The sequence below is a fragment of the Pseudomonas sp. GW456-12-1-14-TSB6 genome, assembly GCF_059424205.1.
This window is the reverse complement of record NZ_JBWKZE010000003.1, coordinates 61,893-87,132: the sequence shown is the minus strand read 5'-3', so window position 1 is coordinate 87,132 and position 25,240 is coordinate 61,893. Positions and strand designations below refer to the sequence as shown.

The 25,240-nt window shown below is 60.4% G+C and carries 27 protein-coding genes; 21 read left to right on the top strand and 6 right to left on the bottom strand.

What is annotated here, in order from left to right; translation table 11 throughout:
* Positions 1-17: 17 nt before the first annotated feature.
* Entirely contained in the window at positions 18-1,847 is a 1,830-nt protein-coding gene (locus AC07Y2_RS03540; protein WP_103385461.1) for a hypothetical protein, read from the bottom strand.
* A gap of 162 nt (positions 1,848-2,009) precedes the next feature.
* Between AC07Y2_RS03540 and AC07Y2_RS03535 the strand changes: the two genes are divergently transcribed.
* The 3 genes from AC07Y2_RS03535 (at position 2,010) to bamJ (ending at position 3,683) form a co-directional block, all read left to right on the top strand.
* Positions 2,010-2,498, top strand: a complete 489-nt coding sequence (locus AC07Y2_RS03535) for a TIGR00645 family protein (protein WP_007950967.1) — start codon at positions 2,010-2,012, stop codon at positions 2,496-2,498.
* Positions 2,499-2,633: 135 nt separating this feature from the next.
* Entirely contained in the window at positions 2,634-2,939 is a 306-nt protein-coding gene (locus tag AC07Y2_RS03530) for a DUF6482 family protein (protein ID WP_103385460.1), read from the top strand.
* 126 nt (positions 2,940-3,065) lie between these two features.
* Entirely contained in the window at positions 3,066-3,683 is a 618-nt protein-coding gene (gene bamJ / locus AC07Y2_RS03525; protein WP_007950965.1) for a BamJ family beta-barrel-assembly machinery protein, read from the top strand.
* A gap of 49 nt (positions 3,684-3,732) precedes the next feature.
* Here the strand turns inward: bamJ and AC07Y2_RS03520 are convergent, their stop codons facing one another.
* The 3 genes from AC07Y2_RS03520 to AC07Y2_RS03510 form a co-directional block, all read right to left on the bottom strand.
* Positions 3,733-3,990, bottom strand: a complete 258-nt coding sequence (locus AC07Y2_RS03520; RefSeq protein ID WP_007950964.1) for a PA4570 family protein — start codon at positions 3,988-3,990, stop codon at positions 3,733-3,735.
* Positions 3,991-4,197: 207 nt separating this feature from the next.
* Positions 4,198-4,539, bottom strand: a complete 342-nt coding sequence (locus tag AC07Y2_RS03515; protein ID WP_007950963.1) for a zinc ribbon domain-containing protein YjdM — start codon at positions 4,537-4,539, stop codon at positions 4,198-4,200.
* Positions 4,540-4,664: 125 nt separating this feature from the next.
* Positions 4,665-5,633, bottom strand: coding sequence for a polyprenyl synthetase family protein (locus AC07Y2_RS03510; RefSeq protein WP_007950962.1), 969 nt, complete (start codon positions 5,631-5,633; stop codon positions 4,665-4,667).
* A 241-nt stretch (positions 5,634-5,874) separates the two neighbouring features.
* Here AC07Y2_RS03510 and rplU point away from each other — a divergent pair, with 241 nt between their 5' ends.
* The 5 genes from rplU (at position 5,875) to AC07Y2_RS03485 (ending at position 9,627) form a co-directional block, all read left to right on the top strand.
* Positions 5,875-6,186: a 50S ribosomal protein L21 gene (gene rplU, locus AC07Y2_RS03505; RefSeq protein WP_003228361.1), complete on the top strand. Its 312-nt coding sequence runs from the start codon at positions 5,875-5,877 to the stop codon at positions 6,184-6,186.
* Positions 6,187-6,221: 35 nt separating this feature from the next.
* Positions 6,222-6,479 carry a 50S ribosomal protein L27 gene (rpmA, locus tag AC07Y2_RS03500; RefSeq protein WP_003228360.1) on the top strand — a complete coding sequence of 86 codons (258 nt, stop codon included), beginning with the start codon at positions 6,222-6,224 and terminating at the stop codon, positions 6,477-6,479.
* A gap of 193 nt (positions 6,480-6,672) precedes the next feature.
* Entirely contained in the window at positions 6,673-7,896 is a 1,224-nt protein-coding gene (cgtA, locus tag AC07Y2_RS03495; RefSeq protein ID WP_039771717.1) for an Obg family GTPase CgtA, read from the top strand.
* A 137-nt stretch (positions 7,897-8,033) separates the two neighbouring features.
* On the top strand, positions 8,034-9,152 hold the full coding sequence (gene proB, locus AC07Y2_RS03490; protein ID WP_103385459.1) for a glutamate 5-kinase: 1,119 nt from the start codon (positions 8,034-8,036) through the stop codon (positions 9,150-9,152).
* 10 nt (positions 9,153-9,162) lie between these two features.
* The gene (locus AC07Y2_RS03485) at positions 9,163-9,627 is read left to right on the top strand and encodes a CreA family protein (RefSeq protein ID WP_039771714.1); all 465 of its coding nucleotides are present in this window, start codon (positions 9,163-9,165) and stop codon (positions 9,625-9,627) included.
* 114 nt (positions 9,628-9,741) lie between these two features.
* Here AC07Y2_RS03485 and rpsT read toward each other — a convergent pair whose 3' ends face one another.
* Positions 9,742-10,014, bottom strand: coding sequence for a 30S ribosomal protein S20 (rpsT, locus tag AC07Y2_RS03480; RefSeq protein WP_003228351.1), 273 nt, complete (start codon positions 10,012-10,014; stop codon positions 9,742-9,744).
* A 252-nt stretch (positions 10,015-10,266) separates the two neighbouring features.
* Between rpsT and murJ the strand changes: the two genes are divergently transcribed.
* From murJ to ispH, 6 genes are all read left to right on the top strand, one after another.
* On the top strand, positions 10,267-11,805 hold the full coding sequence (murJ, locus tag AC07Y2_RS03475; protein ID WP_085668045.1) for a murein biosynthesis integral membrane protein MurJ: 1,539 nt from the start codon (positions 10,267-10,269) through the stop codon (positions 11,803-11,805).
* A 129-nt stretch (positions 11,806-11,934) separates the two neighbouring features.
* Positions 11,935-12,873, top strand: coding sequence for a bifunctional riboflavin kinase/FAD synthetase (gene ribF / locus AC07Y2_RS03470; RefSeq protein WP_007959537.1), 939 nt, complete (start codon positions 11,935-11,937; stop codon positions 12,871-12,873).
* A gap of 13 nt (positions 12,874-12,886) precedes the next feature.
* Positions 12,887-15,718 carry an isoleucine--tRNA ligase gene (ileS, locus tag AC07Y2_RS03465; RefSeq protein ID WP_085747714.1) on the top strand — a complete coding sequence of 944 codons (2,832 nt, stop codon included), beginning with the start codon at positions 12,887-12,889 and terminating at the stop codon, positions 15,716-15,718.
* Positions 15,711-16,223, top strand: coding sequence for a signal peptidase II (gene lspA / locus AC07Y2_RS03460; RefSeq protein WP_103385458.1), 513 nt, complete (start codon positions 15,711-15,713; stop codon positions 16,221-16,223). Before ileS ends, lspA begins: the two co-directional genes overlap by 8 nt.
* Positions 16,224-16,230: 7 nt before the next feature.
* Positions 16,231-16,668: an FKBP-type peptidyl-prolyl cis-trans isomerase gene (gene fkpB, locus AC07Y2_RS03455; protein ID WP_170928297.1), complete on the top strand. Its 438-nt coding sequence runs from the start codon at positions 16,231-16,233 to the stop codon at positions 16,666-16,668.
* 155 nt (positions 16,669-16,823) lie between these two features.
* The gene (gene ispH / locus AC07Y2_RS03450) at positions 16,824-17,768 is read left to right on the top strand and encodes a 4-hydroxy-3-methylbut-2-enyl diphosphate reductase (RefSeq protein WP_038361699.1); all 945 of its coding nucleotides are present in this window, start codon (positions 16,824-16,826) and stop codon (positions 17,766-17,768) included.
* Here the strand turns inward: ispH and AC07Y2_RS03445 are convergent.
* Positions 17,740-18,294, bottom strand: coding sequence for a GspH/FimT family pseudopilin (locus AC07Y2_RS03445; RefSeq protein WP_074691485.1), 555 nt, complete (start codon positions 18,292-18,294; stop codon positions 17,740-17,742). The genes ispH and AC07Y2_RS03445 overlap by 29 nt on opposite strands.
* 127 nt (positions 18,295-18,421) lie before the next feature.
* On the opposite strand from AC07Y2_RS03445, the gene AC07Y2_RS03440 reads away from it, so the two are divergent.
* The 7 genes from AC07Y2_RS03440 to thiO are packed head-to-tail and all read left to right on the top strand — an operon-like array spanning position 18,422 to position 25,194.
* Positions 18,422-18,895 (top strand): GspH/FimT family pseudopilin, encoded by a 474-nt coding sequence (locus AC07Y2_RS03440; protein WP_039771701.1) that lies wholly within the window; start codon positions 18,422-18,424, stop codon positions 18,893-18,895.
* The gene (pilV, locus tag AC07Y2_RS03435) at positions 18,892-19,341 is read left to right on the top strand and encodes a type IV pilus modification protein PilV (protein ID WP_039771699.1); all 450 of its coding nucleotides are present in this window, start codon (positions 18,892-18,894) and stop codon (positions 19,339-19,341) included. Before AC07Y2_RS03440 ends, pilV begins: the two co-directional genes overlap by 4 nt.
* Entirely contained in the window at positions 19,338-20,051 is a 714-nt protein-coding gene (locus tag AC07Y2_RS03430; protein ID WP_103385457.1) for a PilW family protein, read from the top strand. The genes pilV and AC07Y2_RS03430 overlap by 4 nt, the downstream gene beginning before the upstream one ends.
* Before the next feature lie 10 nt (positions 20,052-20,061).
* Positions 20,062-20,541 (top strand): pilus assembly PilX family protein, encoded by a 480-nt coding sequence (locus AC07Y2_RS03425; RefSeq protein ID WP_039771695.1) that lies wholly within the window; start codon positions 20,062-20,064, stop codon positions 20,539-20,541.
* Entirely contained in the window at positions 20,528-23,620 is a 3,093-nt protein-coding gene (locus AC07Y2_RS03420) for a pilus assembly protein (RefSeq protein WP_103385456.1), read from the top strand. Before AC07Y2_RS03425 ends, AC07Y2_RS03420 begins: the two co-directional genes overlap by 14 nt.
* A gap of 15 nt (positions 23,621-23,635) precedes the next feature.
* A complete protein-coding gene (locus AC07Y2_RS03415; protein ID WP_085648738.1) occupies positions 23,636-24,037 on the top strand; it encodes a type IV pilin protein in 402 nt (133 codons plus the stop codon).
* Between the two features lie 56 nt (positions 24,038-24,093).
* Positions 24,094-25,194 (top strand): glycine oxidase ThiO, encoded by a 1,101-nt coding sequence (gene thiO / locus AC07Y2_RS03410; RefSeq protein WP_103385455.1) that lies wholly within the window; start codon positions 24,094-24,096, stop codon positions 25,192-25,194.
* The last annotated feature ends 46 nt before the right edge of the window (positions 25,195-25,240 follow it).

The window sequence follows — 25,240 nt, the reverse complement described above, 5'->3', positions numbered from 1 at the left end:
CCGATCATCAGCGCCGATCAGGGCGCAGCGCCCTGGGTCTGCGCCTTGTCGAGTTTGACCTCAAAGCCGTATTGCACGGTGGCGAGGTCGGTTCGCTGGTAGGTTTCAACGTGCGTCGGACGGCCGTAGAAATAATGCACGCCGAATAACGCCGGCCCTTCCGTGCTCGCGTCGTGGCTGACCGACAGAATCCGCTTCAGGTAATGACCGCTGTCGTCCTTGACGAAGAATCGCCATTCGTTGGCGGGGAATCGCTTCAAATCCACCACCAACGCGTTGTTCCTGATTTCCAGACCTTTAGGCAGGGCCTTGGCTTCATAAGCCTGTTTGTCCACCGTGGCCAGGAACAACGGCATCGAGCCGACGGCAATCGCCGGGGTTTCCGGGAACAGGTTCAGGTCGTAGGTGATGGTCGCCTGCAGCGGGTCGACCTGATACGCCTCGGGCGGCAGTTCGATCGGCTCGTCGAGTTTGCCATTGTGTTTTTCAGTGAAGAACGTCACCGGGCTTTCGCCGGGGCTGAAATCGTCGCCGAGCATTTCATCGTTGAAGGTTTTGCGGTGGTCGAACTCAATCCGCGCGGCGCTCGGCTCCTCAACAGACTGGCGGATATGGACACCGCTTTTCAGCTGTTCTTCAGTCAGGGACGCGCCCTTGAGCCAGTCGGGCGCGAGGTCATCGTAGACGGTGATCGGCAGGTCGAGCGGCTGCACGGTTTTTTCCGTGGTGTGCGGATCGAATTCGCGCACGGGCAAATCCAGCGCCTTGCGGGTGACGGTTGCTTCGGAAAAATCCAGCAGGCTGACTTCGAGGGTGTCGATCGGGCCGTTGAAGTACACCTTGTTGTAGTGGCGCGGATGCTGCTGTTCAAAGGCCTGTTGTTCATCGTCCAGCTTTTTTTCCAGCGTCTCGCTCCAGGCTTTTTGCTGTTGCAGGTAGGCCAGCTGCTTTTGATAGAACGCCACCTGCTCGGGGTTTTCATTGATGGCGCCGGCGCGCACCAGAAACTGGCCCGTCGAGTCGCGGGCCTGGACGATCAACGGATTGAGCCGGGTATTGGCGACTTCCGGGGCGAGCGGCAGTTGGTTGCTGAACTCGAGTTCGGCGTAGTGTGTGTCCAGTTTCAGCAAGGTCACGCTGAGGTTGCCATCGGAGCGGGTCTGGCCGACGTCCTTTTTATCCAGATTGAAACTGTGCAGGCGTTTCGGGACGATGACCTCCACCTGGCCTTGCAGGCTGACCGGGCGCGGCAGGTTCTTCTTGTCGACATTCAGTCCTTCGATGAAAGGGTAAGTGACAGTCAGGTCATCGGGGTTGGTGACGTTGGAACTGGAAGGACTGAGCTGAATGCCCGGATCGGTTTCCGACCATTCCGGTTGATAGGCAATCACCCGTTTGTTGCTCAGGGTCACCGAGTGCCACTCCACGCCATGGGGGAACAGAAAGCCGCCGGGGATGTTGAGATTGAAGGGGAACACCGGTTGCAGATCGGTGAGGTAATCGGAACTGGAATCCTTGTGCAGCACGAACAGGCCATTGATGAAGGTATCGACCAGCGTCTGTGGCGTGGGGTAGTGCCTGAGCACGCCGAGGGCGTCTTCGCCGTATTCGGTAATGGACGGTTTGTTGTCGAGCTTCTGTTGCGCGCGCTCGAGCAACAGCAGCGAACCGCCGAGTTCGGTCACGGCGTCCTTGAGTTTGGGGTCGGTGATGGCGTCCAGCGACTGCTCGAACTGCGCAGTCTTTTCTTCAAGACTGACGGCAGGCTTTTCATCGCCGGGCGAACACCCGCCAAGCAACAGGGCAAAGCAAATTCCGGCAGTCGTTATCGGCAATCGCACATCCATTTCCAGTCTTCCTGTGCACTGTCGCTGGGCTGTCAATGGTTTGGACACTAGCAGAAAAACTTTGACACACACACGCAGGTGGCGGATTTTCGGGCGGTTTCTGGCTGTCATGGGCGGCTGGTATACTCGCCGCCGATTTCAACCCTTCTTGTGTGAGAGTCAATGGAACGCTTTATCGAAAATGCAATGTACGCCACGCGCTGGCTGCTGGCGCCGATCTACATCGGGCTGTCCCTGGGGCTGCTGGCGCTGGCATTGAAATTCTTCCAGGAAGTGTTTCATGTCATTCCCAATGTCTTCTCCATGGCCGAATCCGAGCTGATTCTGGTGCTGCTGTCGCTGATCGACATGGCGCTGGTCGGCGGCTTGCTGGTGATGGTGATGATTTCCGGCTACGAGAACTTCGTCTCCGAGCTGAACATTGATGAAGGCAAAGAGAAGCTCAGCTGGCTGGGCACCATGGACTCCTCGTCGCTGAAGATGAAAGTGGCGGCGTCGATCGTTGCAATCTCTTCGATCCATCTGCTGCGGATTTTCATGGATGCCAAGAACGTCGATCCCGAGCACCTGATGTGGTACGTGATCATCCACATGACCTTCGTGATCTCGGCGTTTGCCATGGGTTATCTGGACAAGCTCACCAAGCACTGATGAGCTGACGATTGCTGTAACAAAACCGCCCGTCTGTTGCGAAACAGACGGGCGGTGTCGTTTGTGGCTTGTACTTTGATTCGCCGAGGCATATCCCTGTAGGTCTCAAGGCTTGCCACCGCGTGAGGTGCGTTCATGAACCTGCAAGAGTTGAATGCGTTTGCCGTCGCCAGAAAGGTCGACGAACTGAACCTGATCTCCATGGAAGGCGGGATCTATCTGCTTGAAGCCCGGATGCATGGCGCAGCGTACCCGCTGAGCGACCCGCAAGGGAAAGTGCTGATGCTGCGTTCGGTCGAGCATGCCCGGGATGTGTTGCATAACTTTCCGGTGCTGCCGTTCAACCTGGTGCACACCTCGGTGCACGATGAAATGTGCGGTCTTGGCGCCAGTGGCGAAGAGAGCCTGAAGGTGCCGCTGGCCTGGCGATCCGCGCTGTAGGCGCTGGGGCCTGATCACTGCCGGAACATCTGTGCTAGTCTGCTCGCCCTTTTGGTTCCGGGCGCGCCGGGACGCGCTGTGTACGCACGGCAGGTCCTGAGGCCGTCCGCACAGCGGAGCAGTGTCATGTCCGAAGTAAATCTGTCCACCGACGAAACCCGCGTCAGCTACGGTATCGGCCGTCAGCTGGGTGACCAGCTGCGCGACAACCCGCCACCGGGTGTCAGCCTGGACGCCATCCTGGCCGGCCTGACCGACGCATTCGCCGGTAAGGAAAGCCGTGTAAGCCAGGAAGCCATGTCCGCCAGCTTCAAGGTGATCCGCGAGATCATGCAAGCCGAAGCCGCTGCCAAAGCTGAAGCCGCCGCTGGCGAAGGCCTGGCATTCCTGGCTGAAAACGCCAAGAAAGAAGGCATCACCACCCTGGCCTCCGGTCTGCAATTCGAAGTGCTGACGCAGGGCGAAGGCGCCAAGCCATCCCGTGAAGACACCGTGCGTACTCACTACCACGGCACGCTGATCGACGGCACTGTGTTCGACAGCTCCTACGAGCGTGGCCAGCCGGCTGAATTCCCGGTTGGCGGCGTTATCGCTGGCTGGACCGAAGCCCTGCAACTGATGAATGCCGGCAGCAAATGGCGTCTGTACGTGCCGAGCGAACTGGCTTACGGCGCTCAAGGCGTTGGCAGCATCCCGCCGCACAGCGTTCTGGTGTTCGACGTCGAGCTGCTCGACGTTCTGTAATCCCGTTACCCTGCACAAGCGTGGCTTGTGCAGGGTTTCTCCGCCGTTCTCATACTTCGATCTTGTTGTGCAGTTCACTGGTCGGGCGCAAGGCCCGGGCATAGCAGAACAGGAACAGATTGCGCACCAGCTCCTTGAGCACCAATGGCTCGCTGGAACTCAGGCCGCTGACGTCCAGATCCCCTTGATCCTGCAACTCGTGCAGGGCTTCTTCTTCCAGTACGGCACAGACTTCACCGGTTTCCCGATGCAGGATCCTGAGGTACGGGTGCGGGCGATCCAGCCAGGCGTCGATCAAATAAGTCATGGGTCTCATCTCCATTGAAAGGGTTTCAATGAGAATAATTCTTATTCGTCAAATAGCAAGCGCCTATTGGCGGTTTGTGATTTTTTGCGGGTAAAGATTGCGTAAGGTCAAAACGGCTGGCGTTTGGCTATTGCGAGGATTTGTTGGGGATTGCGGGGGAGGGCGAAGCTCCATCCCACGGCGGGCGCGGGATGGAAGACAGCAGACTCAGACTTTTCTGACGAACTCGGATTTGAGTTTCATCGGGCCGATGCCGTCGATCTTGCAGTCGATGTCGTGATCGCCATCGCACAGGCGGATGTTCTTGACCTTGGTGCCGACCTTGACCACCAGCGAGGTGCCCTTGACCTTCAGGTCCTTGATCACGGTGATGGTGTCGCCGTCCTGCAGGACGTTACCGACCGAATCTTTCTTCACGGCGTCATCGGACGCCACTTCGGCTTCACCGCCGGCAGACCACTCGTGGGCGCACTCCGGGCACACCAGTTGGGTGCCGTCTTCGTAGGTGTATTCGGAATTGCATTTCGGGCAGGGTGGCAACGTGCTCACTAAGGCTCCTTGGAAAGGGGATCGCTAAAAGTCGCACATTGTATAGGGTTTTAGCCGCCGATGGCAGGCAACAAAAAACCGCAGGCTCCAACGGAGGCTGCGGTTTTTAGATGACGCGATGCTGATCAGTGCGTGCGGGCGACCGCGAACTCGCTCAGCTCAACCAGCGCATCGCGGTATTCGCTGGCCGGCAGCGCGTCGAGGCACTTGATCGCACGGGCCACGTAATCACGGGCCAGTTGCGCGGTGTATTCCAGCGAACCGGAGGCTTCCACGGCGATGCGGATGCTTTCCAGGTCTTCGATCCCGCCTTTCTGGATTGCCTGACGCACCAGTGCAGCTTGCTCTGGCGTGCCTTCGCGCATGGTGTAGATCAGCGGCAGGGTTGGCTTGCCTTCGGCCAGATCGTCACCGACGTTCTTGCCCAGAGTTTCGGCGTCGCCCTTGTAGTCGAGCAGGTCGTCGACCAGTTGGAACGCCACGCCCAGGTGATCGCCGAAGGTGCGCAGGGCTTCGCTCTGCTCGGCGGTGGCACCGGCCAGCGCCGCGGCACTGTGGGTCGAAGCCTCGAACAGCATCGCGGTCTTGCCGCGGATGACTTCCATGTAGGTTTCTTCGGTGGTGCTGGCGTCGCGGACCTTGGACAGTTGCAGCACTTCGCCTTCGGCGATGATGCGCGTGGCCTGGGACAGGATCTTCATCACCGGCATCGAGCCCAGTTCGACCATCATCTCGAACGAGCGCGAGTACAGAAAGTCGCCCACCAGTACGCTCGGGGCGTTGCCCCACATGGCGTTGGCGGTGGAACGGCCACGGCGCATGCCGGACATGTCGACCACGTCGTCATGCAGCAGGGTGGCGGTGTGCAGGAATTCGATGGTGGCGGCCAGCAGGCGCATGTCGTCGCCTTCGCGACCCAGGGCCTTGCCACACAGCAGCACCAATAAAGGACGCAGGCGTTTGCCGCCGGCCGACGTGATGTAATCGCCGATTTTCGATACCAGCGGCACTCGGGAAGTCAGCTGCTTCTTGATGATGCCGTCGACGGCGCTAAAATCGTCCGCCACCGCGCGGTAGAAAGCTTGGGGTTGCATCAGCGACAGGTGCTCCAGAAGGGTTGCGCGGCATGCTAGGACCCACGTCCGGGCCTGTCAAGGCGCGATGGACGGCCCCTTGCATGACTTCGAAGGCTTGCGTACAATCGCGCACCCTGAACTTCCTGGGCAGCACCTGCCTTACGCAATTGCACTTGGGCCGTTCCAGCCCCATGCAGCCATGCCAGCCAATACCTCTTCTTATAAAGAGCTGGGTGAGCAGGATTATCGGAGAAATACCATGTACGCAGTAATCGTTACCGGCGGTAAGCAATACAAGGTCGCTGAAGGTGAATACCTGAAGATCGAAAAACTGGAAGTCGCCACTGGCGAATCCGTGACTTTTGACCGCGTTCTGTTGGTCGCCAACGGCGACGACGTGAACATCGGCGCACCTGTTGTTGCTGGCGCAACCGTCAAGGCTGAAGTGATCTCCCAAGGTCGTCACGATAAAGTCCGCATCATCAAGTTCCGTCGCCGTAAGCACCACATGAAGCGTATGGGCCACCGCCAGTGGTTCACCGAGATCAAAATCACCGGTATTCAGGCTTAATTACAGCCTAATTCCTCACTAGGAGAATTGAACTCATGGCACACAAAAAAGCTGGTGGTAGTACCCGTAACGGTCGCGACTCAGAAGCCAAACGCCTTGGCGTGAAGATGTATGGCGGCCAGGTCATCAAGGCCGGCAACATCATCGTGCGTCAGCGCGGCACCCAATTCCACGCTGGCTACGGCGTTGGCATGGGTAAGGATCACACCCTCTTCGCGAAAATCGAAGGCGTGATCAAGTTTGAAGTAAAAGGCGCCTTCGGTCGTCGTTACGTGAGCGTTGTCGCAGCCTAACTGCGAGAGTGCTGGAGAAGCCCTGTCTTGCGACGGGGCTTTTTCGTTTGTGGGGTGAGTCTCTTGCAAAGCTGTTTGTATGGGCTGCCGGCGTGCGATGCAGGTCGTGGATTGGGGTCGCTGCGCTCATTTTTGCAAGAGTCTTATGTCTTGATTGTTTTTCGGCTCGTCCGTACGGCGAGAGGCGTTGGTTATGAAGTTTGTTGATGAAGTATCGATCCGCGTAAAGGCTGGCGACGGCGGCAATGGCTGCATGAGTTTCCGTCGGGAAAAGTTCATTGAAAACGGCGGCCCGAACGGTGGTGATGGCGGTGACGGCGGTTCCATCTACATGATGGCCGACGAAAACCTGAACACCCTGGTGGACTACCGTTACACCCGGCACTTCGATGCCGAGCGTGGCTCCAACGGCGGCAGCACCGACTGCACCGGCAAGAAGGGTGAAGACCTGATCCTGCGCGTGCCGGTCGGCACCACCGTGATCGACTCCGCCACCCAGGAAGTCATCGGCGACCTGACCAAGGCCGGTCAGAAACTGATGGTGGTGCAGGGCGGCTGGCACGGTCTGGGCAATACCCGTTTCAAATCCAGTACCAACCGTGCGCCGCGCCAGACCACGCCGGGCAAGCCGGGCGAGCAGCGCGACCTGAAGCTGGAAATGAAAGTGCTGGCCGACGTCGGTCTGCTGGGTCTGCCGAACGCCGGTAAAAGTACCTTTATCCGCTCGGTGTCGGCTGCCAAGCCGAAAGTTGCCGATTACCCGTTTACCACTCTGGTGCCGAACCTGGGTGTGGTCAGCGTTGATCGCTGGAAAAGCTTCGTCATCGCCGACATTCCGGGTCTGATCGAAGGCGCTTCCGACGGTGCCGGTCTGGGTATTCGTTTCCTCAAGCACCTGGCGCGTACCCGTCTGTTGCTGCACCTTGTCGACATGGCGCCACTGGATGAAAGCAGCGCTCCGGACGCCGCTGAAGTGATCGTCAACGAGCTGATCAAGTTCAGCCCGTCGCTGGCCGAGCGTGACCGCTGGCTGGTGCTGAACAAGTGCGACCAGATCCTCGAAGAAGAGCACGAAGCGCGGGTCAAGGAAATCGTCGATCGTCTGGAGTGGACCGGTCCGGTCTACGTGATCTCGGCCATCGCCAAAGAAGGCACCGAGCGCCTGACGCGCGACATCATGCGTTATCTGGAGGATCGTGCCGATCGCCTGGCCAATGACCCGGCCTACAAGGAAGAGCTGGCCGATCTGGATCAGCGCATCGAAGACGAAGCCCGTGCGCAGTTGCAGGCGCTGGATGACAAGCGTGCCCTGCGTCGCAGTGGCGTGAAGTCGGTCCATGACATCGGCGACGATGACTGGGACGAAGAAGATGTGGATGACGAAGACGGTCCGGAAATCATTTACGTGCGCGACTGATTCGTTGCAGTAAACTTAAGCGCCGCTCAATCGAGCGGCGTTTTAGTATCTGGAAATCGATTGTTGGTCACGAAGAACCACGAATAACGTCACGGGCAGTGCCAGGTCGCGCTGCCCTCAAGCTAAGGTTGAAGATGATGCGGAGCAAGGTGACAGGTGCGCAGCGTTGGGTCGTGAAGATCGGCAGCGCTTTGCTGACAGCGGATGGCAAAGGGCTGGATCGCGCGGCAATGAGTGTCTGGGTCGAGCAGATGGTGGCTTTGCACGAGGCCGGCGTCGAGCTGGTGCTGGTGTCCTCCGGGGCAGTGGCGGCGGGCATGAGTCGCCTCGGCTGGACTGCGCGACCCAGTGCGATGCACGAGCTCCAGGCCGCCGCTGCAATCGGTCAGATGGGCTTGGTGCAGGCTTGGGAATCGAGCTTTGCCGAGCATGGCCGGCATACTGCGCAGATTCTCCTGACCCACGACGACCTGTCTGACCGCAAGCGCTACCTGAATGCCCGCAGCACCTTGCGTGCGTTGGTCGAGCTGAAAGTCATCCCGGTGATCAACGAGAACGACACCGTGGTTACCGACGAAATCCGCTTCGGTGACAACGACACGCTCGCGGCGCTGGTTGCCAATCTGGTCGAGGCCGATCTGCTGGTGATCCTGACGGATCGCGACGGTATGTTCGACGCCGATCCGCGCAATAACCCTGACGCCCAGCTGATTTACGAAGCGCGCGCCGATGATCCGACGCTGGATGCGGTGGCGGGCGGTACCGGTGGTGCGCTGGGGCGTGGCGGCATGCAGACCAAGCTGCGCGCGGCGCGGCTGGCGGCGCGTTCCGGGGCGCATACCATCATTGTCGGCGGGCGTCTGGAGCGCGTGCTCGATCGTCTGAAGGCGGGTGAGCGTGTCGGTACGCTGCTGTCGCCTGAGCGCGGCATGCTCGCGGCGCGCAAGCAGTGGCTGGCCGGTCATCTGCAAACCCGTGGCACGCTGGTGCTGGATGATGGTGCGGTTTCCGCGTTGTCCCAAGGCAACAAAAGCCTGTTGCCGGTCGGGGTCAAGCTGGTTCAGGGCAGTTTCCGTCGCGGCGAAATGGTGGTGTGCGTGGCGCCGGACGGTCGTGAGATCGCCCGTGGCCTGGCCAACTACAGCGCGCTGGAAGCACAAAAAATCATCGGTCAGTCGTCGGATGCGATTGTCGGTTTGCTGGGTTACATGGCTGAGCCGGAACTGGTTCACCGTGACAACCTGATTCTGGTGTAAGGAAAACGCGATGCGCATGGCAAAAGGATTGTTGGGGTTGTTGATGGTGTTGCCGTTGCTGGCCTCGGCCGAGGAAATCGGTCAGGTGTCGACGGTGTTCAAATTTGTCGGGCCGAACGACCGGATCGTGGTCGAGGCATTCGATGATCCGAAGGTTGAAGGTGTGACCTGCTACCTGTCGCGCGCCAAGACCGGTGGTGTGAAGGGTGGGTTGGGTCTGGCCGAGGATCGTGCCGAGGCGTCCATTGCTTGCCGCCAGGTCGGGCCGATCAACTTCAGGGGTGAGTTGAAGGATGGCGAAGAGGTGTTCAAGGAGCGTACCTCGCTGGTGTTCAAGACCATGCAGGTGGTGCGCTTCCTCGACAAGAAGCGCAATACGCTGGTGTATCTGGTCTACAGCGATCGCCTGATCGAGGGTAGTCCGCAGAATGCGGTGACTGCGATTCCGATTTTGCCGTGGGCGTCAGCTCATTAATCACGCGTAAAAAAAGAGGAGCCGATTGGCTCCTCTTTTTTTTGGCCTTGATTTCAGCAAATCGCAGGCAATAAAAAACCGACCCTGAGGTCGGTTTTTTAATGACTACGTCGCTTAGGCAGCTTCTTTCAGTGCCTTGACGTGGCCATTCAGACGGCTCTTATGGCGAGCAGCCTTGTTCTTGTGGATGATGCCTTTATCGGCCATACGGTCGATAACTGGCACAGCCAGAACGTATGCAGCTTGAGCTTTTTCAGCGTCTTTTGCGTCGATGGCTTTAACTACATTCTTGATGTAGGTACGAACCATGGAACGCAGGCTGGCGTTGTGGCTGCGACGCTTCTCAGCCTGTTTTGCACGTTTTTTGGCGGAAGGTGAGTTGGCCACCGTCGAGCTCCTCGAAAGACTTTTTAGGAAATAGCAAACAAAATAGGCCGCGAATCATGCCGATGAGTTGAAGTCTTGTCAAGGGCGCTTGAAACGTTCCGCTAAGTGGTAGGCGTGGTGCGACGGGATATTTCTTTCCGGCGTGTGACCTGTAAACTCGCGAGCTTTGGCTCTGTGCTGTTGCGGCGCGGAGTATCGCACAAGTGGGCGCGTTATTCGCCTGCTGTTTATCGACAGGCACACATTCCTTCAATGAATCTGCTCAAATCGTTGGCCGCCGTCAGCTCTATCACGATGCTTTCCCGGATTCTCGGGTTTGTTCGCGACACGCTCATCGCCCGCACCTTCGGCGCCGGAATGGCGACCGACGCCTTCTTCATCGCCTTCAAACTGCCCAACCTGCTGCGCAGGATTTTCGCCGAGGGCGCATTTTCCCAGGCTTTTGTGCCGATCCTGGCCGAATATAAAAGCCAGAAGGGCGAAGAGGCGACCCGCACCTTTATTGCCTACGTTTCCGGTCTGCTGACGCTGGTGCTGGCGCTGGTCACCGCGCTGGGCATGATTGCCGCGCCCTGGGTGATCTGGGCCACGGCGCCGGGTTTCACCGATACCCCGGAAAAATTCCAGCTGACCTCCGACCTGTTGCGAGTGACCTTCCCTTATATATTGCTGATCTCCCTGTCTTCCCTGGCGGGGGCGATCCTCAATACCTGGAACCGTTTCTCGGTGCCGGCATTCGTGCCGACCCTTCTCAACGTCAGCATGATCGTGTTTTCGCTGTTCCTGACGCCGTATTTCGATCCGCCGGTCATGGCCCTCGGCTGGGCGGTGCTTGTCGGTGGTCTGGCGCAATTGCTTTATCAACTGCCGCACTTGAAAAAGATCGGCATGCTGGTGCTGCCGCGCCTGAATCTGCGCGATACCGGTGTCTGGCGGGTCATGAAGCAGATGTTGCCGGCGATCATCGGCGTCTCGGTCAGTCAGATTTCCCTGATCATCAACACTATTTTCGCCTCGTTCCTGGTCGCGGGCTCAGTGTCCTGGATGTACTACGCCGACCGTTTGATGGAGCTGCCATCCGGCGTGCTCGGTGTTGCATTGGGCACGATCCTGCTGCCGACATTGGCCAAGACCTATGCGAGCAAGGATCGCCACGAGTATTCGCGGATTCTCGACTGGGGTCTGCGCCTGTGCTTCGTGCTGGTGCTGCCATGCGCGCTGGCGCTGGGTATCCTGGCCGAGCCGTTGACGGTTTCGTTGTTCCAGTACGGCCAGTTCAGCGGGTTTGATGCGGAAATGACGCAGCGGGCATTGATTGCCTATTCTGTCGGTCTGCTCGGCATTATCGTGATCAAAGTGTTGGCGCCTGGCTTTTATGCGCAACAGAACATCCGGACACCGGTAAAAATCGCAATCTTCACCCTGGTGGTGACGCAGCTGTTCAACCTGGTGTTGATCGGTCCGCTGGCCCACGCCGGTCTGGCGTTGGCGATCAGCGCCGGTGCCTGCCTGAACGCCGGACTGCTGTTCTATCAACTGCGCAAGCAGCAGATGTATCAACCGCAGCCGGGCTGGCTGAAGTTCGGTTTCAAGCTGTTGGTCGCGGTGGCGGTGATGTCGGCCGTGCTGTTGATCGGCATGCATTTCATGCCCGCGTGGGATCAGGGCCACATGCTTGAGCGCTTCCTGCGCCTGGGCGCGTTGGTGATTGCTGGCGTGGTCGCCTATTTCGGCATGTTGCTGCTGCTCGGTTTCCGCCTGCGCGACTTCAATCGCAAGGCGTTGAGCTGAGGTTTCACCCCTGAAAGACGGGCGCGAGCCGGCAGTTTTGTCGGCTCGATCACTTTGGGTTACGGTGTTGCCTGTCGTCGGCCGTCGGGTGTGGTTATAATCGGCCACTTTATGAGCAAGAAGCGCGTTATGCAGCTGGTTCGAGGCCTCCACAATCTGCGCCCCCAGCATCGGGGCTGCGTCGCCACTATTGGCAACTTTGACGGTGTTCACCGTGGTCACCAGGCCATCCTGGCCCGACTGCGTGAGCGTGCGCTCGAGTTGGGCGTACCCAGCTGCGTGGTGATTTTCGAGCCGCAGCCACGGGAGTTTTTTGCCCCGGAGACCGCGCCGGCGCGTCTGGCCCGGTTGCGCGACAAGCTGCAACTGCTGGCCGCCGAAGGCGTCGACCGGGTCTTGTGTCTGGCCTTCAACCAGCGCTTGAGCAAGCTCAGCGCCAGCGAGTTCGTCGATACCATCCTGGTTGATGGCCTCGGCGTGCAGCATCTGGAGGTCGGTGATGATTTCCGCTTCGGTTGCGACCGCCTCGGCGATTTCGATTTCCTGTTGCAGGCCGGGCAGGTCCACGGCTTTACCGTGGAAGCCGCGCAAACCGTCGAGCTGGACGGCATTCGTGTCAGCAGCACTCAGGTGCGCAACGCGTTGGCCGCCGCCGATTTTGCTTTGGCTGAGCGTCTGCTCGGCCGCCCGTACCGGATTGCCGGTCGCGTGCTGCATGGCCAGAAACTGGCCCGGCAGTTGGGTACGCCCACGGCGAACATTCAACTGAAACGCCGTCGCGTGCCGTTCACCGGGGTTTACCTGGTCGACGTCGACATCGACGGCAAGACCTGGCCCGGCGTCGCCAATATCGGCGTGCGGCCCACGGTCCAAGGTGATGGCAAGGCCCACCTTGAAGTCCATCTTTTAGATTTTGCCGGCGATCTGTATGACCGGCGTTTGACGGTGGTTTTCCACCAGAAGCTGCGTGAAGAGCAGCGTTTCGCCTCCCTGGAGGCATTGAAAACGGCGATCAGCGCGGATGTCGCCGCCGCCCGTGCACTAGCCGCACCTAGCGCCCATCGCTAATGAAGAGCCTTAAATGACCGACTATAAAGCCACGCTAAACCTTCCGGACACCGCCTTCCCAATGAAGGCCGGCCTGCCACAGCGCGAACCGCAGATCCTGCAGCGCTGGGACAGTATTGGCCTGTACGGAAAGTTGCGCGAGATTGGCAAGGATCGTCCGAAGTTCGTCCTGCACGACGGCCCTCCGTACGCCAACGGTACGATTCACATCGGTCACGCACTGAACAAGATTCTCAAGGACATGATCATCCGCTCGAAGACCCTGTCGGGCTTCGACGCGCCGTATGTCCCGGGCTGGGACTGCCACGGCCTGCCGATCGAGCACAAGGTCGAAGTGACCCACGGCAAGAACCTGGGCGCGGACAAGACCCGCGAACTGTGCCGTGCCTACGCCACCGAGCAGATCGAAGGGCAGAAGACCGAGTTCATCCGCCTCGGCGTCCTGGGCGACTTCGCAAATCCGTACAAGACCATGAACTTCAAGAACGAGGCCGGTGAAATCCGCGCCCTCGCCGAAATCGTCAAGGGCGGTTTCGTGTTCAAGGGCTTGAAACCGGTGAACTGGTGCTTCGATTGCGGTTCGGCCCTGGCCGAAGCGGAAGTCGAGTACGAGAACAAGAAGTCCTCGACCATCGACGTAGCGTTCCCGATCGCTGACGAGGCCAAACTGGCCGCCGCATTCGGTCTGCCGTCCCTGGGCAAACCGGCCTCGATCGTGATCTGGACCACCACCCCGTGGACCATCCCGGCCAACCAGGCGCTCAACGTTCATCCGGAATTCACCTACGCCCTGGTCGACATCGGCGACAAGCTGCTGGTGCTGGCTGAAGAACTGGTCGAATCCTGCCTGACCCGTTACGGCGTCGAAGGCACCGTATTGGCCACCGCACCGGGTTCGGCGCTGGAACTGATCAATTTCCGTCACCCGTTCTATGACCGTCTGTCGCCAGTGTATCTGGCCGACTACGTGGAACTGGGCGCCGGCACCGGCGTGGTTCACTCCGCGCCGGCCTACGGCGTGGACGACTTCGTGACCTGCAAGAAATACGGCATGGTCAACGACGACATCCTCAACCCGGTACAAAGCAATGGCGTCTACGTGCCGTCGCTGGAGTTCTTCGGCGGCCAGTTCATCTGGAAGGCCAACCCGGCCATCGTCGAAAAACTGACCGAAGTCGGTGCGCTGCTGCACACCACCGTCATCGAACACAGCTACATGCACTGCTGGCGCCACAAGACCCCGCTGATCTACCGCGCCACCGCGCAGTGGTTCATCGGCATGGACAAAGAGCCAGTCAGCGGCGACACCCTGCGCGTACGCTCGCTCAAAGCCATCGAAGACACCAAGTTCGTCCCGGCCTGGGGCCAGGCGCGCCTGCACTCGATGATCGCCAACCGTCCGGACTGGTGCATCTCCCGTCAGCGCAACTGGGGCGTGCCGATCCCGTTCTTCCTGAACAAGGAAAGCGGCGAGCTGCACCCACGTACCGTCGAGCTGATGGAAGAAGTCGCCAAGCGCGTTGAAGTCGAAGGCATCGAAGCCTGGTTCAAACTCGACGCTGCCGAACTGCTGGGCGATGAAGCGCCGCAGTACGACAAGATCAGCGACACCCTCGACGTCTGGTTCGACTCGGGCACCACCCACTGGCACGTCCTGCGCGGTTCGCACCCGATGGGCCACGAGACCGGCCCGCGTGCCGACCTGTACCTGGAAGGTTCGGACCAGCACCGTGGCTGGTTCCACTCGTCCTTGCTGACCGGTTGCGCCATCGACAACCACGCGCCGTACCGCGAGCTGCTGACCCACGGCTTCACCGTGGACGAGTCCGGCCGCAAGATGTCCAAGTCCCTGGGCAACGTGATCGCTCCGCAGAAAGTCAACGACACCCTGGGCGCCGACATCATGCGTCTGTGGGTCGCGTCGACCGACTACTCCGGCGAAATGGCCGTGTCCGAGCAGATCCTGCAGCGCAGCGCGGACGCCTATCGTCGTATTCGTAACACCGCGCGTTTCCTGCTTTCCAACCTGACCGGTTTCAACCCGGCCACCGATCTGCTGCCGGCCGAAGACATGCTGGCGCTGGATCGCTGGGCGGTGGACCGTACCCTGCTGCTGCAACGCGAGCTGCAAGAGCATTACGGCGAATACCGTTTCTGGAACGTCTACTCGAAGATCCACAACTTCTGCGTGCAGGAGCTGGGTGGTTTCTATCTGGACATCATCAAGGACCGCCAGTACACCACCGGCGCCGACAGCAAGGCCCGTCGTTCGTGCCAGACCGCGCTGTTCCACATCTCCGAAGCGCTGGTGCGCTGGATCGCACCGATCCTGGCGTTCACCGCCGACGAGCTGTGGCAATACCTGCCGGGCGAGCGCAACGAATCGGTGATGCTCAACACCTGGTACGAAGGCCTGACCGAGTTGCCGGAAGGCTTCGAGCTGGGTCGCGAGTACTGGGATCGCATCATGGAAGTGAAGGTGGCGGTCAACAAAGAAATGGAAATCCAGCGCGCGGCCAAGGCCGTCGGTGGCAACCTGCAAGCCGAAGTGACGCTGTTCGCCGAAGACGCGCTGACCGCCGACCTGGCCAAACTGAGCAACGAGCTGCGCTTTGTCCTGATCACCTCGACTGCCACTGTTGCGCCGTTCGTGCAGGCTCCGGCCGATGCTGTGGCCACCGAAGTCAGCGGCCTGAAGCTGAAGATCGTCAAATCCGCCTTCCCGAAATGTGCCCGTTGCTGGCACTGCCGCGAAGACGTCGGCGTGAACCCGGAACATCCGGAAATCTGCGGCCGTTGCGTGGACAACATCGATGGCGCCGGCGAGGTTCGTCACTATGCCTAATGCCGTTGGCCGTTTCGGACGGCTGAGCTGGCTCTGGTTGAGCTTGCTGGTTCTGGTCATTGACCAGGCCAGCAAGTTCTACTTCGAAGGCAAGCTCGAGATGTTCCAGCAGATCGTGATCATCCCTGATTACTTCAGCTGGACCCTGGCCTACAACACCGGCGCTGCCTTCAGCTTCCTCGCGGACAGCTCAGGCTGGCAGCGCTGGCTGTTCGCCCTGATCGCGATTGCGGTCAGTGCAGTGCTGATGGTCTGGCTCAAGCGCCTGGGCCGCAACGAAACCTGGCTGGCCATCGCGCTGGCGCTGGTTCTTGGCGGCGCACTGGGCAACCTTTATGACCGCATTGCCCTGGGCCATGTGATCGACTTCATTCTGGTGCACTGGCAGAACCGCTGGTACTTCCCGGCGTTCAACTTCGCCGACAGCGCCATCACCGTTGGCGCGGTGATGCTGGCACTGGACATGTTCAAAACCAAGAAATCCGGAGAAACCGTTCATGACTGAACAGGTATTGGCTGAGCAACGCATCGGCCAGAACACGGAAGTCACCTTGCACTTTGCATTGCGCCTGGAGAACGGCGACACGGTCGACAGCACCTTCGACAAGGCCCCGGCGACCTTCAAGGTCGGCGACGGCAACCTGCTGCCGGGTTTCGAGGCGGCGCTGTTCGGCTTCAAGGCCGGCGACAAGCGTACCCTGACCGTCGAGCCGGAAAACGCCTTCGGCCAGCCGAACCCGCAAAACGTACAGATCATTCCGCGTTCGCAGTTTGCGGACATGGAACTGTCGCCGGGGCTGCTGGTGATCTTCAACGATGCGGCCAATACTGAGCTGCCGGGTGTGGTGAAAGAGTTCGACGATGCGCAAGTGACCGTTGACTTCAATCACCCGCTGGCTGGCAAGACGCTGACCTTTGACGTGGAAATCTTCTCCGTCAAAGCGCTCTGAGTAACACAGCAGAACCCCTGTGGGAGCGGGCTCGCTCGCGAATGCTGACTGACATTCAACATAAACGTTGTCTGACACAGCGCTTTCGCGAGCAAGCCTGCTCCCACAGGGATTGCAATGATCCATTTTCTTGCGCGCAAGACACGAGGCACAGCATGCAAATCAAACTCGCCAACCCCCGTGGCTTCTGCGCCGGCGTGGACCGGGCGATCGAAATCGTCAACCGCGCCCTGGAAGTCTTCGGCCCGCCGATCTATGTGCGTCATGAAGTGGTGCACAACAAGTTCGTGGTTGAAGACCTGCGCAGTCGTGGCGCAATCTTCGTCGAAGAGCTCGATCAGGTACCGGACGACGTGATCGTGATCTTCAGTGCCCACGGCGTTTCGCAAGCCGTGCGCACCGAAGCCGCCGGCCGTGGCCTGAAAGTGTTCGACGCCACCTGCCCGCTGGTGACGAAGGTGCACATCGAAGTCGCGAAATACAGCCGCGACGGCCGTGAATGCATCCTGATCGGCCACGCCGGTCACCCGGAAGTCGAAGGCACCATGGGCCAGTACGACGCCAGTAATGGCGGCGCGATCTACCTCGTCGAAGACGAGAAGGATGTCGCCGAGTTGCAGGTGCACAACCCTGAAAAACTCGCCTTCGTCACCCAGACCACGTTGTCCATGGATGACACCAGCCGTGTCATCGATGCGCTGCGTACGCGTTTCCCGGCCATCGGTGGCCCGCGCAAGGACGATATCTGCTACGCCACGCAGAATCGTCAGGACGCGGTCAAGCAACTGGCCGACGAATGCGACGTGGTGTTGGTGGTGGGCAGCCCGAACAGCTCCAACTCCAACCGCCTGCGTGAGCTGGCTGAACGCATGGCCACGCCGGCCTACCTGATCGATGGCGCCGAAGACCTGCAAAAGAGCTGGTTCGACGGTGTCGAGCGTATCGGCATCACCGCCGGTGCCTCCGCTCCGGAAGTTCTGGTGCGTGGCGTGATCCAGCAGTTGCAGGCCTGGGGCGCCACCGGCGCCGACGAACTGGCCGGGCGTGAGGAGAACATCACGTTCTCGATGCCTAAAGAGCTGCGCGTTCGCTCGATCTGATCGCTTTATCCTTTCGGCAAAGCGCCTGTTCAGCCTTTTGGCTGGTCAGGCGTACGCGACCGGTTGCCGCCAGCACCACCTGGAGCTGGCTGACCGGCTCGCGAGCCGAGCATAGATGTAACGTCCCCGCCTGAAATTTCCGGTCCGGCACCAGTGGCTGGCCCAGGCTGCTGAAGCGTATGTAACGGCTCACCAGCCAGTTGCCGACAATCGGTATCTTTCCGTCACTCGCCTGCTCGGTCAGCAATGGATTACCCGCATCCGCCGGCCCCTTCCCATTGAGATCCAGAATGATCCGCCAGCCCTGACCCCAGTCACCGTTGATGCCATGAATCACCACACTCTGGTTGCGCGTGATGGCCATGCTCCGGGCATTACGAATCCCGTCGAGCAAAGAGTGCGCGGCCTGCTGCCGCCGGTTTGATTCGGTGAAGTCCGCCAGCGCCGGACTGACCAGCGACAGAACAATTGCGCCGATCGCCAGTCCCATAAGCAGTTCGACCAGACTGAAACCCTGTTGCGGCATGTGCGCCTCCTCCCTGGATTGTGCACGGCGGCGCAATCCGTGCGCCGCACGCGGTAAATCAACCGGCGCATGCCGGTCGAATGTTCTAGGTTTGTACAGGTATAGCCGACGGCAACGGAGGGCATCGATGGATCATCGTACAAAAGGTTTCACGCTGATCGAGCTGTTGGTGGCGGTCGCGGTGTTTGTGATCCTGATCACGATGGCGGTGCCGGCATTCACCCGTTCGGTGCAGGGCAGCAAGGCCGACACCGAGGTCGGCGACCTGCAACGGGCCCTCAATTACGCCAGGCTCGAGGCGATCAACCGGGGCGTCACCACTCGCTTGCGGCCGAGCGCCGGCGGCAGTGTCTGGACCGGCGAGTTGTCGGTCTACGACAGTACTGGCACTCCGGCCAATGTATTGCGGGTTGTTCCAGCGATGAGCAGCGGCGCGACTCTGACGCTACCCTCTGGAGTGACCGCGCTGGATTTCAACAACCTGGGCGGGCTGGCGGCACCGTCCACAGCGGTGGCCATCAGTTACACGCTGGGCACGCAAAGCAGGACGCTGAACGTGTGTCTGAACGGACGAATTCAATTGGGTGGAAGTTGCGGATGAGGGCAGGGAGCAAGTACGCACAGGAGGGCATGACGCTGATCGAAGTGCTGGTCGCGTTGTTGATTCTGACGGTCGGGTTGCTGGGCGCGGCGGCGGTTCAGCTCAATGCGCTGAAGTACACCGACAGCTCGCGGATGACCAGCCAGGCGAGTTTCATCGCCTACGACATGATGGACCGGATTCGCGCCAATTCCGGCGCCGACTACACCGTCACTCCGCCGACCACGGGCAACCTGAGTGTCGCCCGGGATCAGGATCTCTACGACTTCAGCACCAACATCGTCAATTTCGGCGGCCCGACCGCCACCGGCAGCATCACCCTCAATCAACGCGTGTACACCATCACCATCACCTGGAGTGACGCGCGCGCCGCCAATACGACCGGTGCAACCCGCAGTTTTGTCCTGACCAGCCGCGCCGCGGTCGATCCGGTGGCCACACCATGAAGCGTCATAACCTGGGTTTCGGCCTGATCGAAATGCTGGTCGCTCTGGCGCTGGGGCTGATCGTGGTGCTCGGCGTGGTGCAGATCTTCCTGGCGGCGAAGAACACTTATGTCAGTCAGAACAGTGCGGCCGCCATGCAGGAGGACGCGCGGTTCGTGTTGAGCAAGATGATTCAGGAACTGCGCATGGTGGGCATGTTCGGCTGCCTGGGCACGATTACCGATTCCAGCTCGGCGGGAGATTTCACAGCGGCCCAGATCACGCCGATCAGCTGGGACAACGCCAATCTAAAACTGACCCTGGTCACCGCCGATGTCGGCAGCGCGGGCGGGACGCCGACCTGGACCGTGGTCTCCGATTGCCGCAACAGCGCCACGGCTTATACCGGTGCGCGGGTGGCGGCGACAGGACAGATCGCGTTTCCGATCCGTCGGCTGGTCTATAGCTTCAGCAACAACCAGATTCTGATGGGTACCGGCAGCGGCAACCCCGCCCAGCAGGTGCTGGTGAACAATGTCAGTGCATTCACCGTGACGTTCGGTCTGGCGAGTTCCGCGACCGATGTCGCAGCGTCCACCTACAGCGCCAATCCCGGTGACCCGGCGCGGATCCGCAGCGTGCGCCTGAGCCTGACCCTCACTGACCCGAACAACCGGGTCCGCGATCAAACCTTCAACGTGGTTGCCGCCTTGCGCAACCGCTTGCAGTGAGGGGTGGGCGATGAACGTTTCTCTCCATCGGCGGCGGTCCCAGGGCGGCATGGTGTTGCTGGTCAGCCTGGTATTTCTGCTGCTCCTGACGCTGATCGGCCTGTCATCGATGCAGAGCGCCAACCTGCAGGAAAAAATGGCGGGTAGCGTGAGCCTGCGCAATCAATCGTTCCAGACTGCCGAGGCGGCACTGCGTGTCGGCGAAAGCGCGGTGCAGCTGGATGGTTATGCGCTGGCGGTGTGCGCCAGCCCTACCCAATGCGCGCCGCCGGCGGAGTCCTCGGTGGTCAGCGCGGCCGGGTTCAATTCCACGTCGGGGGTCACCTGGATCGCCGCCGGCAGCGGGTTCTACGGGGTGCAGAACATCGGCACGACCCTGACGGCGGTGAACGTGCCTAGCAACACCTCGGCGACGTTGTATCGGGTCACGGCCGTGGGCATCGCCGGCACTTCGCGCAGTGTGGTGGAGAGTGTCTATGCGAAGTACTGAGCGTCGCTTCAAGTGGCTGTCGCTGCTGTTCGGCATGCTGACCGGGCTCTATCTGGCGGCACCGGCGTACGCTTTCACGCCGTCCGATTCGCCGCTGTTGAGCGCGGCCGCCGTGCCACCGAACGTGATGTTGATGATCGACGACTCGGGCAGCATGAACAGCATCATCTATGCAGCAGGGTTCGATCCGACCGTGGATCGCACGCCGGCCCGCCAGTGCAACGCGGTCATCGGCCTGTGCCTGAGCTCAACTGCCATTACCGGCGATACGATCTTTCTCTCGAGCCTGCCAACCTCCGGCTGCTCCGGCGGTGCCTATGCGTTCTACAACAACAGCCTGACGCCGCTCTGCCTGAAGCTGCCGGATCCGGTGGGCAGCGGCAACACTCGCTATTCGGCGGATTACATTTCCTATGTGGTGAGTCTGGCGATCAACAACGGCACACGCGACTTCACCACCGGGGCAATTCCCAACGATTACCGGATCAACGTAGCGCGCAACGTTTCCACCGCACTGGTCACCAGCAACCGCAACCTGCGCATGGGCCTGGCCACCTTCAATCCGGCCACCAGCAACAACCCTGGCAACGGCGGTTTCATCGCGCGCTCCATCAGCGACCTGTCACCGGTCAGCGGCAGCGTGACCCAGGCCCAGGCCGACACCAACTACAACGCACTGATTTCCTCGATCAACGGCCTGAGCGCGGTGGCCAACACGCCACTGGCCGAGACCTACTACGAGATCACCCGCTATATGCGCGGGATGGCGCCGTACTACAACACCACGCCGAGCACTTACACCAGCCCGATCCAGTATCGCTGCCAGAAAAACTACGGCGTGGTCATCACCGACGGTTTGCCGACCTACGACCGCACCTTTCCGAGCAACGACCCGCTGGGCGGCAGCCGCCTGCCGAACTGGGACGGCATCAACAATGACGGGAACAACCTCAACGGGGACGGGGAGGGCGATACGCTGTACCTGGACGATATCGCCAAGTTCGCCTTCGACATCGACATGCGTTCCACCGGCACCGATGCAGCGGGCAAGAGCTGGAACGCGGTGGATTTCCCCAGGCAGAACATGAACACCTACACCGTGGGTTTCACCGCTTCCAACGACATGCTCTCGGATGCCGCCGATTACGGACAGGGCCGCTACTACCAGGCGACCGACAGCGCCGGTCTGAATGCCGCGCTGTCTTCGGCGTTGAGCGACATCACCTCGAAGGCCGGTTCCGGCGGCAGCGGTGTCGCCAGCGGGACGACGCTGGCGAGCGGCACCAGTTATTTCCAAACCAGTTATGACCCCAAGGACTGGCGCGGCACGATCAAGTCCTTTGGGTTCAACTCGGCCGGGGCGGTCAATACTTCGGCGGTGCTGTGGACCACCGATACGGCCATCGTGCCCGGAGCCACTGCGCCGACCTACCAGTCGTGGAACTCCCTGAACAACGCGGCGGTGACGCTGGCTTACGGCAACTTCTCCCCGGCCCAGCAGACCGTTCTCAGCCAGGGTTTGCCCACCGGCATCAGCGGCATCGATCTGGTCGAGTGGAGCAAGGGCACCAACAAGGCCGGGCTCAAAGTGCGCAGCGTATTGCTCGGGGACATCATCAACTCGCCGCTGGTGCTGGCCTCGCCCACGGAAAAAACCGCCTCCGATCTGGCCGGTGACACCACCTACAGCACCTACCTGACCACCAAGGCTTCGAACATGAATGCCAGCCTGGTGGTGAACGCCAACGACGGTTTTGTCAGCGTCATCAACTCGGCCAACGGTACCCGGCGCTATGCCTACATGCCGTCCAGCGTATTGCCCTCGCTGCGCCTGATTGCCGATCCGAACTACGTCAACGGCGTCAGCCACAAGTTTCTGGTGGATGGTCAGCTCGGTGTATTCGATGCGCAATTCGGTACGGCGTGGAAAACTCTGGCCATCGGCGGTACGGGCGCCGGCGGCAAGACTTTCTATGGGCTCCAGCTGTTCGACGCCTCGGCGGGCAACGTCATCCGTGCCTTGTGGGAAGTCAGCGCGCCGACGACCGCCAGTACTTCCAACGCTTTTAATGATCTGGGTTACGCCTATGCCCGTCCGGAAGTGGCACGCTTGGCCGATGGTCGCTGGGCGGCGTTCATTGCCAATGGTTACGGCAGCAACTCCGGTGTGGCGGCGCTGTATGTGCTGGATGTGCGCGATGGTTCGCTGATCAAGAAAATCGTCATCGACGGTACGGAAACCACCAACGGTTTGTCCTCGGTGAAGCTGCGGGTCAATTCGCAGAACGTGGTGCAGGCGGCGTATGGCGGTGACTTGAAAGGGCGGTTGTGGAAGTTCGACCTGAGCGCCACGTCCTCCGACAGCTGGGGCGTGGCGTTTTCCGGCAGGCCGTTGTTCACCACGGCCGGCGGGGCGACTCAGCCGATCACCGCGCAACCGTTGCTGGCGGACAACGCTCTGGGTGGCAAACAGATTTTCGTCGGCACCGGCAAATTCAACGAAGCCACCGACAAGACCAACAAGGATTTGCAGGCGTTCTATTCGGTGTGGGACGCCGATGGCGGGTCGGGTCAGATCACGGTCAGCAGTTTGCAGGCGCAGGCGATTACCGGGGTGTTCTCCGGCAGTAACGGGCAGTTCGCCACCACCAGCCAGAACGACACGAACTATCCGGCGGAGAAGGGCTGGTATCTGCCGCTGGTGTACAACAACGCCTTGACTGGCGAACGGGTGATCAATCAGGCCAGTCTGGTGCTGGGACGAATCGTGTTCACCACGGCCAGTGTCGATACCACCGACCCGTGTTCCAGTTTCGGTACCGGCAAACTGATCGAACTCGATGCGTTCAGCGGTAAGATGCTCAACTACGCGGTGCTCGACACCAACGCCGATGGCGTGGTCGACAGCAACGACACGATTTCCAGCGGCGTGGTGTTCACCGGCGGTATCCCGACCCTGAACGCCATCGTCAACGGTGCATCACGCAAGGTCGTGAACGATTCCAGTGGCGGTATCACCACCCTGGTGGAAAAATCCGGCGGCGGCAGCCGGCGTATCATGTGGCGGCAAATTCAGTAAGCGAGAGTTCGAGGCATGCGCAGATCCAACCGAGGTTTCACCCTGATCGAAATCATGATCGTGATTGCGATCATCGGTATCGTCATCACCATCGGCTATCCGAGCCTCACCGAATACGTGAAGAAGGGCCGCCGTGCCGACGTGGTCAGCACTTTGTCGGAACAGGCACAGATCCTCGAACGCTTCTATTCGAAGAACAACGTCTACACCGGTGTCACCGGGTTGAGCACCGGCAACGATTTCTACACCATCACGCCGACGATCACCGATCAGACCTTCCTGCTGACCGCGACCCGCAAGACCGGCACGGCCATGGCCACTGACAAGTGCGGGGATTTCACCCTCACCAACACCGGTGTCAGAAGCATGAACAACGCGACCACCGGGCTGACCACCAAGGATTGCTGGGGCCGCTGAGCCGCTTTATTTCGGGCGCCTTTTGCGCCCACTGTCTTTTTACGGTTGGATCAAACATGACCAGGCAACAGCAAGTGGTGATTGTCGGTGGCGGGGTGATTGGCCTGCTTACGGCGTACAACCTCGCCTCCGAGGTCGGCAGCGTGGTGCTGCTGGATCGTTCGAACGTCGGCCAGGAATCGTCCTGGGCCGGCGGCGGTATCGTCTCTCCACTGTACCCGTGGCGCTACAGCCCGGCCGTCACCGCGCTGGCGCACTGGTCCCAGGATTTTTATCCACAGCTGGGCGAGCGTCTGTCTGCCGATACCGGGGTCGATCCCGAAGTACACACCACCGGCCTGTACTGGCTGGATCTGGATGACGAAGCCGAAGCGCTGGCGTGGGCCGCGCGGGAGAACCGTCCGTTGCGGGCTGTGGATATCTCCGCGGCGCATGATGCGGTGCCGGTGCTCGGTGGTGGTTTTTCCCGGGCGATCTACATGGCTGACGTGGCCAACGTGCGCAATCCGCGGCTGGTGAAGTCTTTGAAAGCGGCGTTGCAGGCGCTGCCGAACGTGACGATCCATGAGCAGTGTGAAGTCAGCGGGTTTGTCCGTGATGGCGAGCGGGTGGTGGGCGTGCAGACCTCCACGGGTGTGATCACCGGTGATCAGGTCGTGCTGACGGCGGGTGCGTGGAGCGGAGAATTGCTCAAGACCTTGAACCTGTCGCTGCCGGTGGAACCGGTCAAGGGCCAGATGATTCTCTACAAGTGCGCGGCGGATTTCCTGCCGAGCATGGTGCTGGCCAAGGGGCGCTACGCCATTCCGCGTCGTGACGGGCATATTCTGATCGGCAGTACGCTGGAGCACGAAGGCTTCGACAAGACCCCGACGGACAGCGCGCTGGAAAGCCTCAAGGCATCGGCAGTCGAGTTGCTGCCGGCGCTGGCCGATGCCGAAGTGGTGGGGCACTGGGCCGGGCTGCGACCGGGTTCGCCCGAGGGCATCCCTTACATTGGCCGGGTTCCGGGGTTTGACTGTCTGTGGCTGAACTGCGGGCATTACCGCAATGGGCTGGTGCTGGCGCCGGCGTCCTGTCAGTTGTTTGCCGATGTGATGCTGGGGCGGGCGCCGATCATTGATCCGGCGCCGTATGCACCGGCCGGACGGATCTAGTCAGTTTTTCTTCCGGCAACTGATAAATCGCCTTCGCGGGCAAGCC

Bases quoted from the DNA above. Each gene is read 5' to 3' on its own strand.
- AC07Y2_RS03540 (WP_103385461.1), bottom strand. From the start codon at position 1,847: ATGGATGTGCGATTGCCGATAACGACTGCCGGAATTTGCTTTGCCCTG.
- AC07Y2_RS03535 (WP_007950967.1), top strand. From the start codon at position 2,010: ATGGAACGCTTTATCGAAAATGCAATGTACGCCACGCGCTGGCTGCTG.
- AC07Y2_RS03530 (WP_103385460.1), top strand. From the start codon at position 2,634: ATGAACCTGCAAGAGTTGAATGCGTTTGCCGTCGCCAGAAAGGTCGAC.
- bamJ (WP_007950965.1), top strand. From the start codon at position 3,066: ATGTCCGAAGTAAATCTGTCCACCGACGAAACCCGCGTCAGCTACGGT.
- AC07Y2_RS03520 (WP_007950964.1), bottom strand. From the start codon at position 3,990: ATGACTTATTTGATCGACGCCTGGCTGGATCGCCCGCACCCGTACCTC.
- AC07Y2_RS03510 (WP_007950962.1), bottom strand. From the start codon at position 5,633: ATGCAACCCCAAGCTTTCTACCGCGCGGTGGCGGACGATTTTAGCGCC.
- rplU (WP_003228361.1), top strand. From the start codon at position 5,875: ATGTACGCAGTAATCGTTACCGGCGGTAAGCAATACAAGGTCGCTGAA.
- rpmA (WP_003228360.1), top strand. From the start codon at position 6,222: ATGGCACACAAAAAAGCTGGTGGTAGTACCCGTAACGGTCGCGACTCA.
- cgtA (WP_039771717.1), top strand. From the start codon at position 6,673: ATGAAGTTTGTTGATGAAGTATCGATCCGCGTAAAGGCTGGCGACGGC.
- proB (WP_103385459.1), top strand. From the start codon at position 8,034: ATGCGGAGCAAGGTGACAGGTGCGCAGCGTTGGGTCGTGAAGATCGGC.
- AC07Y2_RS03485 (WP_039771714.1), top strand. From the start codon at position 9,163: ATGCGCATGGCAAAAGGATTGTTGGGGTTGTTGATGGTGTTGCCGTTG.
- murJ (WP_085668045.1), top strand. From the start codon at position 10,267: ATGAATCTGCTCAAATCGTTGGCCGCCGTCAGCTCTATCACGATGCTT.
- ribF (WP_007959537.1), top strand. From the start codon at position 11,935: ATGCAGCTGGTTCGAGGCCTCCACAATCTGCGCCCCCAGCATCGGGGC.
- ileS (WP_085747714.1), top strand. From the start codon at position 12,887: ATGACCGACTATAAAGCCACGCTAAACCTTCCGGACACCGCCTTCCCA.
- lspA (WP_103385458.1), top strand. From the start codon at position 15,711: ATGCCTAATGCCGTTGGCCGTTTCGGACGGCTGAGCTGGCTCTGGTTG.
- ispH (WP_038361699.1), top strand. From the start codon at position 16,824: ATGCAAATCAAACTCGCCAACCCCCGTGGCTTCTGCGCCGGCGTGGAC.
- AC07Y2_RS03445 (WP_074691485.1), bottom strand. From the start codon at position 18,294: ATGCCGCAACAGGGTTTCAGTCTGGTCGAACTGCTTATGGGACTGGCG.
- AC07Y2_RS03440 (WP_039771701.1), top strand. From the start codon at position 18,422: ATGGATCATCGTACAAAAGGTTTCACGCTGATCGAGCTGTTGGTGGCG.
- pilV (WP_039771699.1), top strand. From the start codon at position 18,892: ATGAGGGCAGGGAGCAAGTACGCACAGGAGGGCATGACGCTGATCGAA.
- AC07Y2_RS03430 (WP_103385457.1), top strand. From the start codon at position 19,338: ATGAAGCGTCATAACCTGGGTTTCGGCCTGATCGAAATGCTGGTCGCT.
- AC07Y2_RS03425 (WP_039771695.1), top strand. From the start codon at position 20,062: ATGAACGTTTCTCTCCATCGGCGGCGGTCCCAGGGCGGCATGGTGTTG.
- AC07Y2_RS03420 (WP_103385456.1), top strand. From the start codon at position 20,528: ATGCGAAGTACTGAGCGTCGCTTCAAGTGGCTGTCGCTGCTGTTCGGC.
- AC07Y2_RS03415 (WP_085648738.1), top strand. From the start codon at position 23,636: ATGCGCAGATCCAACCGAGGTTTCACCCTGATCGAAATCATGATCGTG.
- thiO (WP_103385455.1), top strand. From the start codon at position 24,094: ATGACCAGGCAACAGCAAGTGGTGATTGTCGGTGGCGGGGTGATTGGC.